This is a genomic window from Salegentibacter agarivorans, from assembly GCF_900113135.1.
GTDB classification, from domain to species: Bacteria; Bacteroidota; Bacteroidia; order Flavobacteriales; family Flavobacteriaceae; genus Salegentibacter; species Salegentibacter agarivorans.
The window spans coordinates 1-12635 of sequence record NZ_FOOH01000014.1 but is presented as its reverse complement, the minus strand read 5'-3'; the positions used below and the strand labels follow the sequence as shown (position 1 = coordinate 12635).

The following is a 12635-nucleotide window of genomic DNA, read 5'->3' as shown; positions in this document are numbered from 1 at the left end:
AGAGTAGAGCGCTTAGCCCAGTTGTAATTCGTTTTTAATGCGCTTTATCTTTTCGGCCAGCCTGGCATTTTCAGCATCAAAATTTTCTACTTTATCCAAATCTGAATTCACACTGAAGTAAAACTTGATTTTTGGCTCGGTACCACTTGGCCTTGCTGCTATTTTTGTCCCGTTTTCGGTATAGTAAATTAATACGTTAGATTTTGGGATTCTAATCTCTTCTTCAATTTTATCCTGTAGGTTATTGGCTTTAGAGGTGTGATAGTCTTCAATAAGAACAACTTTTTCACCATCAATTTCCTGCCACGGGTTTTCCCTTAAATCAATTAGCATCTGCTTGATTTCTGCTTCCCCTTCAATCCCTTTTTTCACTAAAGAAATTAGTTCTTCACGGTAAAGACCGTATTCAGTATAAAGTTTTAAAAGTTGTTCATAGAAAGAGCTGCCTTCGGCTTTCATTTGTGCTGCGATCTCGCAGGCGAGTAGAGTAGAAGTAGCCGCATCTTTATCACGCACAAAATCGCCTACCATAAAACCAAAACTTTCTTCACCCCCGCCAACATAATCAAGGTCTGGATTGTCTTTAATCAATTTGGCGATCCACTTAAACCCAGTTAAAACTTCGTGATACTGAGCGCCAAAATCTTCTGTAATGTTTTTAAGCATAGGGGTAGAAACAATGGTAGAAGCCACAAAAGAATTAGCCGATAATTTACCCTGTTTCTTATGTTGTTCCAGCAAAAACCAGGTCATAACCAACATGGTTTGGTTACCGTTAAGCAGAATCATTTTTCCATTCAAATCACGAACTGCTACGCCAAGACGGTCGCCGTCTGGATCGGTGCCAATTACAATATCGGCATTTTTTTCTTCCGCCAGGTCTAACGCCATTTTTAAGGCTTCCGGTTCTTCAGGATTTGGCGATTTTACCGTTGGGAAATTTCCGTTAGGTTCTTTTTGTTCTTTAACAAGAAAAACATTTTTATAACCAGCTTTTTCTAAAATCTGCGGATTCGTCTTACAGGCCGTTCCGTGCAAGGAGGTGAAAACAATGTTTAAATTATCTTTCGCCGAGGCGGAAGTATTAAAACTTCCATTTTCAACTGAAGCTTTTTGAAATGCTTCATCTACTTCGGTATCTATTTTATGAATAAATTCCGGTTTGGCTTTAAAATTAACTTCTTCGTATTCTAAATTATTGATTATGTCTACAAGCTTGGTGTCTTGTGGCGGTACCAACTGGCCACCGTCCTGCCAATACACTTTATAACCATTATATTCTGGCGGATTATGGCTTGCGGTAAGTACAATTCCCGCGTGGCAATCAAGATATTTCACCGCGAAAGAAAGCTCTGGGGTTGGCCTTAATTCTGAAAACAAATAAACCTCAATCTCGTTAGCCGAAAATACTTCAGCTACCATTTGCGCCAGTTCTTTAGAATTATTTCTACAATCGTACGCGATCGCTACTTTTAATTTTTCACCTTTAAATTCGGTTTTCAATAAATTAGAAAGTCCCTGGGTATTTTTTCCGAGGGTATATTTATTGATTCGATTGGTGCCTACACCCATAATTCCACGCATACCACCGGTTCCAAAAGCGGCATTCTTATAAAAAGATTCTTCCAGTTCAGCTGGATCGTTTTCAATAAGATGGTTAATTTCTTTATGCGTGTCTACGTCAAATATATCAGTCAGCCAGGTTTTAGCCTTAGCCAGGATTTCTGGTTTATTTTTAGCCATAATTATAAGTTTAGAGAAACAAAAATAAGGATTAATGCCTTAATGGCATTATAAATTTGGCGTGGTTTTATTGATAAGGTAGCGTTCTTTTTCACGTTTAGAGCGTAAAACAAGCTCACCCAGGAAACCTGCAAGAAACAATTGCGAACCAATTATCATTACCGCGAGTGCGATATAAAACCAGGGGTTTGAGGTTACCAAAACGTTGGGCAGGCCGTGATAAAGTTTGTAGAGTTTGGAAATACCAATCCAACCGGCCGAAAGAAAACCGAAAATAAACATTAAAACCCCTAAAGCCCCAAAAAGGTGCATAGGCCTGCGGCCAAATTTTGAAAGAAACCAAATACTTATAAGATCCAGGAAGCCATTAATAAATCTTTCGGCGCCAAATTTTGTTTTTCCGTATTTACGGGCCTGGTGCTGAACTTCCTTTTCGGTAATTTTAATAAAACCCGAATTTTTTGCAAGAACCGGGATATATCGGTGCATTTCGCCATAGACATCAATATTCTTTACTACCGCCTGTTTGTAAGCTTTAAGTCCGCAGTTAAAATCGTGAAGTTGTACGCCGGAAGTTTTTCTCGCTGCAGCGTTGAAAACTTTTGAAGGGATATTTTTGGTGACTACAGAGTCGTAGCGCTTCTTTTTCCAGCCCGAAACCAGGTCGTAACCTTCTTCGTTAATCATTTTATAAAGTTCGGGGATTTCTTCTGGATTGTCTTGTAGATCGGCATCCATGGTGATAATAACATCTCCCTTAGCTCGTAGAAACCCGGCGTGAAGTGCCTGGGATTTCCCGTAGTTTCTATTGAATTTTATTCCTTTAACCGCCTGGTCATTTTCTGCCAGAGCTTCAATGGTTTTCCAGGAATTATCTGTACTGCCGTCGTCTATAAAAATGATTTCGTGTGAAAAGGAATTGGATCGCATTACTTTTGCGATCCAATTATATAATTCAGTTAAAGATTGTTCTTCGTTTAAAAGAGGAATAACGACGGAAATCTGCATTATTTTATTTCTATTGATGTGCAGGATTTTCTCTCTTTAGAATTAACCCTGTAATTAATGATATTATAAAGCCGAAAAATAAACTTCCTACTAGCGCCATAGTTGCAAAAAACCAGGGACTAGTGAACATTTTGGTCATTTCCAAAGCTTGATTTTGTTGAGATTCTGGCATATTTTGTTCTGCCATTTGTAAAACTGCCTGGTCGTACATCATTTCTGAATACTCAGGATATACAAAGCTATAATGAATATAGGAATAAATTGCAGTAATTACCCCGCTTATTACGGCTACCGCTAATCCTACTTTTAAAGCTTCCTTTAGACTTAGAAAACCATTGTTATTTTGCTTGAATTTTTTAATCGCTAAAACAAAAATAGCAATTGAAACAAGAGTATTTATTACCCCGATTACCCAGTTATCCTGAGCTACATTAAAAACATAAATGAGGACTAGAGCTAAAATAGAGTAAATAGCAAGAACAAACCCGTAAGGATAGGCAACCGATTTAATTGAAGTAGAATTTTCCATAATTTAAGATTGTTTAGTTACAACCGGTTAGTAAGCAAATATAACAAAACGTTACATTGCAGAAGAATTAAAAATATTTTTGTCTATCCCTTGTTTTTATAATTGAATTACTTAAATTTGCACCTCGAAAATTAAAAGAACTAAAGCGATGAAGCAGGGAATCCATCCGGAAAATTATAGATTAGTAGCATTTAAAGATATGTCTAACGAAGATGTATTCATTACTAAATCTACCGCGAACACTAAAGAAACTATTGAAGTAGAAGGGACAGAGTATCCACTTATTAAGTTGGAAATCTCAAGAACTTCTCACCCATACTACACCGGGCAAACCAAATTGGTTGATAGCGCCGGGCGTATTGACAAGTTTAAAAACAAGTACAAGAAATTCAAGAAATAATTTTTTGTTATATATAATTTCAAAAAGTCGTCTTTTTTAAGGCGACTTTTTTTGTGCTTTACTTTTTAGAATATATATAAGGTTTCAGGAAGAAGGAAATTATTTTTACTTCATTTTTCAAGTTAAAAGCCCGTAGACTTGCGTCAAGTGAGTTTATTTGTATTTTTGAAACCTAAATTTGTGCGGATGAATTATATATTATTTGACGGTTCTGCCAGGAACCGCTTACTTCCTTTTACCTTTACGCGGCCTGTAGCCGATATTAGAGTTGGTATTCTTACAATTCGGGAAAAATGGGAGTTACTTTTAAAATCTACCACTTCTACAGTTACTGAAGATTATTTAGCCGAAAAATGGCCTATGGTAGAATTGGAAGAAAACATAATGATAAATGCTTCTTTTCTTCCCAATCCTAAATTTTTACAGCAAATACAAAATCTAAAGCCTAACCAGGCAATTTTTCATCAGGAAGATATTGTTGCTTTTCACGCTTATGAAGATCAGGAAGTAGCTTTAGATGAATATGAGCAAATAGAGTTGGCCGATGGAGTAATTCAAATAAATAATTCCTGGGATATTTTTTCAAAAAACGGGGAAGCCATAGAAGCCGATTTTGAAATTATAACCAAAGGCCGAAAATCGCAGCCTATCCACGAATCAAATTACGTAAAAAATCCCGAAAAGATTTTTATAGAGGAAGGGGCTGAAGTGGAGAATTGTTCATTAAACGCTTCTACCGGGCCCATATATATCGGGAAAGATGCAAAAGTCCTGGAAGGCAGCCTTATTAAAGGTGCTCTCGCAGTTTGCGAAGGTGCTTTGGTGAAAATGGGAGCTAAAATTTATGGGCCAACAACTTTGGGACCTGGATGTCGTGGTGGCGGCGAAATAAATAATGCAGTGCTTTTTGCGAATTCCAATAAAGGTCACGATGGTTATTTAGGAAATTCAGTTTTAGGGGAATGGTGTAATTTGGGTGCTGACACCAATAATTCCAACCTTAAAAATAATTATGCTGAAGTGCGTATTTGGGATTATGAAACTGAAGGTTTTGCTAAAACCGGATTGCAATTTTGCGGATTAATGATGGGCGACCATAGTAAATGCGGAATAAACACGATGTTCAATACCGGGACGGTTGTGGGCGTAAGTTCAAATATCTTTGGAGCCGGGTTTCCACGAAATTTTGTACCCAGCTTCAGTTGGGGAGGCAGCGCCGGGATGACGGTTTACAAAACTGAAAAAGCCTTTGAAGTTGCTGAAATTGTTATGAACCGCCGGCACGTAGAATTTTCAGAAGAAGATAAAAAGATCCTTGAACACGTTTTTGAGGAAACAAGTAAGTGGAGGAGAGGGTAGTTGATTAAAACATCGCTTTCTAAAAGAATATTAATAAAGGCTATCTGAAATATCTAATTTACGTCAAGCTGAACTTGTTTCAGCTTCTAACACGTTGCAAATTCAACCAACTTAGATCCCCGATATAAAAATCGGGGCAGGCTCTGAAATAAATTCAGGATGACGAATTAAAGATATTTCAGATAGCCCTTTATTTCATTAAAAACTTATTTACTTCTATTTTTAAGAATTCTTCCTAAAAAACGTTGCTTCATAAGTATTGCTATTCCCAACATTATCGGTTACAATAATTTTTAATTGGTTTTCGGTATCGGTTACCACACCATCACTAAAATCGTGGGTTAGGGTATTGTTTTTATACTCATACTCCATAAGAATAAATTTCCCATTTACCGTAGCTCGATAACTTTTAATCCCTGAGAGATCATCGCTTATTTTCACCTGTAAAGTATTGTTGCTGGAAATCCACTGGCCATCATTAAAATTGGTAGGCCATATTTTTGGGGGTGTAACATCTGATGCCAGGGTATATTCTCCAAAAGTTCTTGTGCCGGTGGTGAATCGGTTTGCTTTTTTGTAGGTAGAAGAATAATTTGGGCGGTTTCCATAACCTAATCTTGCGATAAAAAGTTTTTCCTTTTCTTCAGCTGAATATTCACTTACATCAAAACCTATAGTGATATTTTTATGAAGCGGAGTGTGGTCTTGATGAACTTTCACTTTGTCTTCTCCAAATTCAATATCTAAATAGGTGTCGCTATAAAGACTTCCTTTGGGGATATAAATATCCATTCCATTAGCTTCGGCAGCGAAGGGCTGATTTGCCTGAGCAAAGTAATCGGTTTTATCTTCTTTTTTAGGCGGAATATCGTTGCGCTGCATGCCCTGGATAGGAATTCGTATCACTCGCTGGTTTCCGGCAAAATCGCTGACCTTAATCGTGTAGTTGTAATTAAGGCTATCCTGAATATGTAGCTCTCCTTTATTTACTACATCTTCATAAAGACTTAACGGATTTCCGTCTTCAACAAAGAGTTTTTGAATGCGTTTTCGGTTTTTACTATAATATTCATAATCGATTAACTGATTAAGATGACGGGTTTCAGCAAAAGAAAAGCGCTTAAAGGGTAAGGTGAATACACGATCTCCATTTAGCTCAGCTTCAATATGGTAAACTCCATTTCGATTAGGTGCTCCATCCTGTTGATCTACAGATGAAATACCAAAGCCAATATTTCCGCAGGCATCAATCTCGCTTGCAATATAACTACCATCTTCAAGTGGTGTAAGGTTTATTTTTTGTCGCTCCCGGGAATTATTTATGTGTGCTTCTTCGTCTAAAGGATAAGCATACAATCCGTCAATTATGGGTGCTCTATTGTCTTCAATATTTATCCCAAAAAGTTTTGGGTTCATAGGTCGTTGGCTGCCATCACGAATTTCAAAATGAAGGTGAGGGCCACCACTGCCACCCGTATTTCCACTAAAGGCAATAAGTTCATTGGCTTCTACCGGTAATTCTCCAGCTTCAGGAAAGAGCTCTATTTCGTATGTTTCGTTTGCGTATTGGCGCTTTTTTACATAGGCTTCAATTTCGGGCGAAAATTCTTTTAAGTGAGCGTAAACAGTGGTGTAGCCGTTAGGATGTTGAATATAAAGCGCTTTTCCGTAGCCATAATGTTGAATATTTATTCGACTAACATATCCTTTAGCCGAAGCAATTACATTTAACCCCTGTCTTTGTTGGGTTTTAATATCCAATCCGCTATGAAAATGGTTGGAACGCAGTTCTCCAAAAGTACCTGAAAGCACAAGTGGAACATCAAGCGGTTTTTGAAAATAATCTTTCGGAAGCTGCGCCTGGGCAAAGATTGCAGTGCTAAAGAATAATAGAATTACAGCTAAAATAGATTTCATATTAATTTTTTATTAGGGGTATAACAGGGCGGTAAAGTTAATTAAAGTTTAATCAAAAATTAAAGGCTTAGTGCTTAGAAACTTAGCAAATGTCTTGCCTAATTTTAAAAATAGACGAAAAAACAATTGGCATATTAGAGCGCGAATGTTAACTTTGTGGGGATAAGCATTACATTTGGCTTTTATGAGTGAATTGACAGAAATCGTTGATAGCCTTGAAAATAGGATTAGTAAACTGCTTCATAAGTATGAAAATTTAAAGCAGAATCACCGTTCTTTAGAGGAAGAAATGACCGCTGTTAAAGAAGAAAACCAAAGATTAGCCCAAAAAATTGAAGGTTCTAATCAGGAAGTTCAAAACCTTAAAGCCGCCAATGCAATGCTGGGCAGTACCGAATTCAAAACAGAAACCAAGCTTAAATTAAATAGCTTAATAAGGGAGATTGATCAATGCATTGTTCAATTATCTGAATAATAAATATGGCCGATAAATTAAAAATAAAACTTTCTATTGCAGACCGTGTGTATCCTTTAACTATTAATCCCCAACAGGAAGAAGGTTTACGTAAGGCAGCGAAGAAAATTGAGGCTATGATTAAGCAATTTGAGCAAAGTTATGCCGTGAGGGATAAGCAGGATGTATTAGCAATGTGTGCTTTACAATTTGCCGCCCAAACCGAGCAAAAAGATATAGATAGATCTACCGATACGCTTAAAGCAGAAGATAAACTCAAATCACTTAACGATTTGCTGCAGAAGCACCTGGTATAATAAACGTTCTTTAAATAAATAAAGGTTACTGCCTGTATTAGTGATATTTTGATAAACTCAACAGAGATTCTTTAAAGAGGGTGAGTCTAAGTTGTAAAAGCGCGCCGCCTTAGAGCGGATTCTTGATCAGCTTGTTAGCCCTAAACTTGTTTTTAAGGAGTTTAATCCAAAAACCTATCTAATACAGGCTTTTTTTATACATAAATTTTAAATATGGAGATATTACTAAATATAGTTATTGGGGTTGTAGGTATAGCGATAGGTTTTGCTATTGCAAAACAGTTGGAGCGAAAAAGAGCTTCACAAACCATTAAAAACGCCAAGAAGACTGCAGCCAACATTCTTAAGGAGGCAAAATCTGAAGGAGAAAGTATCAAAAAAGATAAGATACTACAGGCTAAAGAGAAATTCATCGAGTTAAAATCGGAGCACGAGAAGGTAATTCTTAACCGGGATAAGAAGATGAACGATGCCGAAAAACGCATTAGGGATAAAGAATCGCAGGTTTCAGGAGAACTTTCTAAGAATAAAAAGCTCAATAAAGAGTTTGAAGAAAAGTTAACCGATTATAATCAGCGCGTAGAATATCTTGAAAAGAAACAGGACGAAATAGATAAACTTCGCAACAGCCAGATACAGCAGTTAGAAGTGATCTCTGGCCTTTCCGCCGATGAAGCCAAGGCACAACTTTCTGAAGCGCTTAAAGACAGCGCCAGGACAGATGCTATGGCGTTAATCCAGGATACTATAGAAGAAGCAAAATTAACCGCACAGCAAGAAGCCAAGAAAATTATTATAAACACCATTCAGCGAATTGGAACTGAAGAGGCAATTGAGAATTGTGTTTCGGTCTTCAACCTTGAGAGCGATGATGTAAAAGGTAGAATTATAGGCCGCGAAGGAAGAAATATTAGGGCATTGGAAGCCGCAACCGGGGTAGAAATTATTGTAGACGATACTCCTGAAGCTATTATTCTTTCCTGTTTTGATTCGGTTAGAAGGGAAGTTGCCCGTTTATCGCTGCATAAATTGGTAACCGATGGTAGAATTCACCCGGCCAGAATTGAAGAAGTGGTTAAGAAAACCCGTAAGCAAATTGACGAGGAGATTATTGATATTGGTAAACGTACCGTAATTGATTTAGGAATTCACGGCTTAAACCCAGAATTGATCAAACTTGTAGGACGAATGAAATATCGTTCCTCTTACGGCCAAAACTTATTACAACACTCCAGGGAAGTTGCAAAACTTTGTGGCGTAATGGCTTCAGAGCTTGGTATTAACCCAAAACTGGCTAAACGTGCGGGATTATTACACGATATTGGTAAAGTGCCGGAAACTGAAACAGAAGTGCCTCACGCCATCCTTGGAATGCAATGGGCAGAGAAACACGGTGAAAAACCTGAAGTTTGTAATGCTATTGGTGCTCACCACGACGAGATAGAGATGAATTCTTTACTTTCTCCTATTGTTCAGGTTTGTGATGCTATTAGCGGTGCAAGACCGGGAGCCAGAAGGCAGGTGCTGGATTCTTATATTCAGCGTTTAAAGGATCTTGAAGAGATTGCCTTTGGATTTGGAGGAGTGAAAAAAGCTTACGCCATCCAGGCAGGACGTGAACTACGTGTAATTGTTGAAAGTGAAAAAGTGAACGATGAAAAAGCTTCAAACCTTTCTTTTGAAATTTCACAAAAGATCCAGACTGATATGACTTATCCAGGACAGGTTAAAGTAACGGTAATTCGCGAAACAAGAGCGGTAAATATTGCTAAATAGAGTTAGATAATATTTTAAAACTTCATATAAAGAAGGGTGTTTGACTTAGTAACTATTTCAAACACCCTTTTTAATTACAATTAACTAAGCTTTATAATCGTCATCGTCATAAATGTTCTGGTAAGAATTTCCTTTGGTGACAAAAAACTCGCCGGTTACATACCGGTAATGCTCGTCTAAAGCAGCAATTTCTTCTAAATCTTCTTCATTTAGATTAAGTCCGGCGCTGGCAAGGTTTTCTATAATTCTTTCTTCATTGGTAGACTTTGGAATCACCGCGGTTCCACGCATTTCATTCCATTTTATCAATACCTGGCCGGCACTTGCACCGTGCTTTTTAGCAATTTTCTTAATTACAGGATTTTCCAATAATGAAGGTTCGTCTTTGGCTTTCATTCTATCGGGACGGTCGCCACTGCCAAGAGGGGAAAACGCGGTAACGTGAATGTTATGCTTACTGCAAAATTCCAGTAACTCATTTTGCTGTAAATAGGGATGTAACTCTACCTGGTTCATTTCTGGATATTCTGAAGTTTCTTCCATTAATTCTTCGAGTTTCATTGTGCTGAAATTAGAAACACCCACGTGTTTTACCAAACCTTGGTTTTTGGCTTCAAGCATCATTTTCCAGGTTTCTATTAGCGGCACTTCTGCCAATGATAAATATTCCTCATCATTTTGAGGAAAATCCACCTCGGGTTTGAATGCTACCGGCCAGTGAATTAAATAAAGGTCTAAATAATCTAATTGAAGGTCTTTCAGCGTTTTTTTCAATGCAGGAATCACATCTTCTTTTTTATGAGCGTTATTCCATAGTTTTGAAGTAATCCATACTTCTTCGCGTTTTATCTTCCTTTCAGAAAAAACTTCAGTGAAAGCTTTACCAACCGCGTCTTCATTGCTATAAGTAGCGGCGCAATCAATATGGCGATAACCGTTATTTAATGCAGTTTTCACCGCTTTTTTTACTTCATCTTTTCCAGATTTCCAGGTGCCTAATCCTATAGCCGGCATCTTATCACCGTTCTTAAACTTTAATGTTTTCATTTTTTGAATTGGTTTAAATTTTTTCTTCGCAATTTTTAAAAATCAGTTGGCCTTAAAATACTAATAAATACAGGCTTTTTGAAGTTTTGAAACCTGTTTAACCGAACTTTAATATAAGTTATCGTCTTGGATGATATTGCTCCATAATTTCCCGAAGATGTTTGCGGTCTACGTGCATATACACTTCAGTAGTGGTAATACTTTCGTGTCCTAACATTTGTTGAATAGCACGTAAATCGGCACCGTTTTCCAGTAAATGGGTGGCAAATGAATGTCTAAAAGTGTGCGGACTTATCTTTTTCTGAATTCCGGCTTTTTCGGCTAAACGTTTAATTATAGTGAAGATCATTGCGCGGGTGAGCTGGTTTCCCCTTCGATTTAGAAATAAAGTATCAGAAAATTCTTTGTTGATCTTTTGATGAATTCTAACTTCATCTTTATAAATATTAATAAACTTCTGTGTATAAGTTGAAACAGGTACAAAACGTTGTTTATTTCCTTTTCCAGTTACTTTAATAAAACCTTCTTTAAAGAACAGGTCTGAAATTTTTAGCTCGGTAAGTTCACTAACCCGTAAACCACAACCATATAAAGTTTCCAGGATGGCACGATTGCGTTCGCCTTCAGCTTTGCTTAGATCTATTGTTGCGATAAGCAGGTCTATTTCTTCAGTCGAAATGGTATCAGGCAGTTTTCGGCCTATTTTGGGCGATTCTATAAGATCTAAAGGATTGTCTTTGCGATAATCTTCAAAAACCAGATAATTAAAAAATCCGCGTAAGCCAGAAATTATACGCGATTGGGAACGCGCATTAACATTGCGAGCAATTTCGTAAATAAATTGTTGTAAGATTTCTTCTGAAATTTGAAGTGGAGAGACTTCAATTTTTTTAACGCTTAAAAAGTTGATAAGTTTTACCACGTCCATCCTGTAATTAGTAATAGAATTGTTTGAAAGTCCGCGTTCTATACGAAGATAGTTGCAATAATCCTGTAGTGCTGAAGCCCATTTCATACGTTAAAGATATAAACAATTTGCCTTAATCTTAGTAATACTTTAGGCTTACATAACATTTTATTAAGAAGCCTGTTCCTACATTTGCCCTTGTAACACTAACAAAAATGAAAGTAATGAAAAAGTCAATTTTAATTGCAGTAATTGCCGTATTTGGTTTTAGTACCGCGGCTAGCGCACAGGAATTCGTGTATTTTGGAGCTAAAGGTGGGGTTAATTTCACCAATATGACTTCAGACGGATTTGAGGATGAGAAAAGCCGAACAGGGTTTCACTTAGGTTTACTTTCTGAAATTCCATTAAGCGAACGTTTTTCTTTACAGCCAGAGGTGCTTTATGCAACCCAGGGAGTAGAAGCAAATAGAAATTTCGCCGGGCAGAATGTAAATGGAGAATACCAACTTGATTATATTCAAGTGCCTGTTCTAGCTAAGATCTACCTAATAGATGGTTTATCTATTGAAGCAGGACCTTCTTTTAACTTTTTAGTAGAAGAGGAGTACGATTTTGAAAGTAGTATTGGTGAAGCAGAATTTGATACTGAAGCCGGAAGTACTTTTGAATTTGGAGGTGCTATTGGTGCTTCTTACAAGTTCAACAACGGGTTCTTCTTATCTGCGAGGTATACTCAAGGATTTACAGATGTATTTGATAGCGACAACTGGGATGACGATGCTATTAAAAATAACGGGATCCAGGCAGGTATTGGACTAATGTTTTAATACAGCATATTAACACCTATGAATGGAAAGAGGCCGTCTAAAAAGTATTTAGATGGCCCTTTTTCTTTATAAATGTTTTGTAAGAGGAAGCGATTCTTCTTTTTGTAAATCTTCTTTCTGATAAAAAAAGGCAAAGCAGCGCCCCCTTGCTATGCGATACTGAATTTTCTTAAGTTGTGCGCCATAGCTATTAATCCTATCTCAGTAGTTACTTTATCCATTCCCCGCAACATAAACCGCTTAAAGCCCATATTTTGCTTGATATTTCCAAAGACGGCTTCAACATCCCAGCATCTTCTTTTGCGATGTGCTATTCCCTCTTCACTTAGCAGTAGGTTCCTGGCCTTT

The 12635-nt window shown here is 37.3% G+C and carries 13 protein-coding genes and 1 other RNA gene; 7 read left to right on the top strand and 7 right to left on the bottom strand.

The annotated features are described in order from the left end of the window. Nucleotides 1-12: 12 nt before the first annotated feature. The 3 genes from BM084_RS11345 to BM084_RS11335 are packed head-to-tail and all read right to left on the bottom strand — an operon-like array spanning nt 13 to nt 3280. On the bottom strand, nt 13-1743 hold the full coding sequence (locus BM084_RS11345) for a phospho-sugar mutase (RefSeq protein WP_093304807.1): 1731 nt from the start codon (nt 1741-1743) through the stop codon (nt 13-15). A 48-nt stretch (nt 1744-1791) separates the two neighbouring features. Next, on the bottom strand, nt 1792-2751 hold the full coding sequence (locus BM084_RS11340) for a glycosyltransferase family 2 protein (protein ID WP_093304805.1): 960 nt from the start codon (nt 2749-2751) through the stop codon (nt 1792-1794). Nucleotides 2752-2761: 10 nt separating this feature from the next. Beyond that, nucleotides 2762-3280: a DUF4199 domain-containing protein gene (locus BM084_RS11335; protein ID WP_093304803.1), complete on the bottom strand. Its 519-nt coding sequence runs from the start codon at nt 3278-3280 to the stop codon at nt 2762-2764. A gap of 148 nt (nt 3281-3428) precedes the next feature. On the opposite strand from BM084_RS11335, the gene BM084_RS11330 reads away from it, so the two are divergent. Beyond that, nucleotides 3429-3680, top strand: a complete 252-nt coding sequence (locus BM084_RS11330) for a type B 50S ribosomal protein L31 (protein ID WP_037314972.1) — start codon at nt 3429-3431, stop codon at nt 3678-3680. A gap of 186 nt (nt 3681-3866) precedes the next feature. Continuing rightward, nucleotides 3867-5039, top strand: coding sequence for a GlmU family protein (locus BM084_RS11325; protein WP_093304801.1), 1173 nt, complete (start codon nt 3867-3869; stop codon nt 5037-5039). A 222-nt stretch (nt 5040-5261) separates the two neighbouring features. Here the strand turns inward: BM084_RS11325 and BM084_RS11320 are convergent, their stop codons facing one another. Then, nucleotides 5262-6956, bottom strand: coding sequence for a M23 family metallopeptidase (locus BM084_RS11320; protein WP_093304799.1), 1695 nt, complete (start codon nt 6954-6956; stop codon nt 5262-5264). A gap of 184 nt (nt 6957-7140) precedes the next feature. Here BM084_RS11320 and BM084_RS11315 point away from each other — a divergent pair, with 184 nt between their 5' ends. The 4 genes from BM084_RS11315 (at nt 7141) to rny (ending at nt 9503) form a co-directional block, all read left to right on the top strand. After that, complete coding sequence (locus BM084_RS11315; protein WP_075327238.1) at nt 7141-7431, top strand: hypothetical protein; 291 nt, start codon at nt 7141-7143, stop codon at nt 7429-7431. 5 nt (nt 7432-7436) lie between these two features. After that, a complete protein-coding gene (locus BM084_RS11310) occupies nt 7437-7727 on the top strand; it encodes a cell division protein ZapA (RefSeq protein WP_075327237.1) in 291 nt (96 codons plus the stop codon). A gap of 55 nt (nt 7728-7782) precedes the next feature. After that, a non-coding RNA gene (gene ssrS / locus BM084_RS11305) (6S RNA) lies at nt 7783-7890 on the top strand. A gap of 50 nt (nt 7891-7940) precedes the next feature. After that, nucleotides 7941-9503: a ribonuclease Y gene (gene rny, locus BM084_RS11300; RefSeq protein WP_093304796.1), complete on the top strand. Its 1563-nt coding sequence runs from the start codon at nt 7941-7943 to the stop codon at nt 9501-9503. Between the two features lie 84 nt (nt 9504-9587). Here rny and BM084_RS11295 read toward each other — a convergent pair whose 3' ends face one another. Next, on the bottom strand, nt 9588-10550 hold the full coding sequence (locus BM084_RS11295) for an aldo/keto reductase (protein WP_093304793.1): 963 nt from the start codon (nt 10548-10550) through the stop codon (nt 9588-9590). A gap of 118 nt (nt 10551-10668) precedes the next feature. Then, nucleotides 10669-11565, bottom strand: coding sequence for a site-specific tyrosine recombinase XerD (gene xerD / locus BM084_RS11290; protein WP_093304791.1), 897 nt, complete (start codon nt 11563-11565; stop codon nt 10669-10671). 116 nt (nt 11566-11681) lie between these two features. On the opposite strand from xerD, the gene BM084_RS11285 reads away from it, so the two are divergent. Continuing rightward, nucleotides 11682-12287 carry a porin family protein gene (locus tag BM084_RS11285; protein ID WP_093304947.1) on the top strand — a complete coding sequence of 202 codons (606 nt, stop codon included), beginning with the start codon at nt 11682-11684 and terminating at the stop codon, nt 12285-12287. 149 nt (nt 12288-12436) lie between these two features. Here the strand turns inward: BM084_RS11285 and BM084_RS11280 are convergent. Next, nucleotides 12437-12635 (bottom strand): transposase (locus tag BM084_RS11280; protein WP_143083651.1); only part of this gene is annotated, 199 nt, incomplete at its 5' end.

Excerpts from the sequence above, each read along its gene's own strand:
- BM084_RS11325 (WP_093304801.1), top strand. The coding sequence starts at position 3,867 with ATGAATTATATATTATTTGACGGTTCTGCCAGGAACCGCTTACTTCCT.
- BM084_RS11295 (WP_093304793.1), bottom strand. The coding sequence starts at position 10,550 with ATGAAAACATTAAAGTTTAAGAACGGTGATAAGATGCCGGCTATAGGA.
- rny (WP_093304796.1), top strand. The coding sequence starts at position 7,941 with ATGGAGATATTACTAAATATAGTTATTGGGGTTGTAGGTATAGCGATA.
- BM084_RS11310 (WP_075327237.1), top strand. The coding sequence starts at position 7,437 with ATGGCCGATAAATTAAAAATAAAACTTTCTATTGCAGACCGTGTGTAT.
- BM084_RS11315 (WP_075327238.1), top strand. The coding sequence starts at position 7,141 with ATGAGTGAATTGACAGAAATCGTTGATAGCCTTGAAAATAGGATTAGT.
- BM084_RS11330 (WP_037314972.1), top strand. The coding sequence starts at position 3,429 with ATGAAGCAGGGAATCCATCCGGAAAATTATAGATTAGTAGCATTTAAA.
- BM084_RS11340 (WP_093304805.1), bottom strand. The coding sequence starts at position 2,751 with ATGCAGATTTCCGTCGTTATTCCTCTTTTAAACGAAGAACAATCTTTA.
- BM084_RS11335 (WP_093304803.1), bottom strand. The coding sequence starts at position 3,280 with ATGGAAAATTCTACTTCAATTAAATCGGTTGCCTATCCTTACGGGTTT.
- BM084_RS11285 (WP_093304947.1), top strand. The coding sequence starts at position 11,682 with ATGAAAAAGTCAATTTTAATTGCAGTAATTGCCGTATTTGGTTTTAGT.
- BM084_RS11345 (WP_093304807.1), bottom strand. The coding sequence starts at position 1,743 with ATGGCTAAAAATAAACCAGAAATCCTGGCTAAGGCTAAAACCTGGCTG.
- BM084_RS11320 (WP_093304799.1), bottom strand. The coding sequence starts at position 6,956 with ATGAAATCTATTTTAGCTGTAATTCTATTATTCTTTAGCACTGCAATC.
- xerD (WP_093304791.1), bottom strand. The coding sequence starts at position 11,565 with ATGAAATGGGCTTCAGCACTACAGGATTATTGCAACTATCTTCGTATA.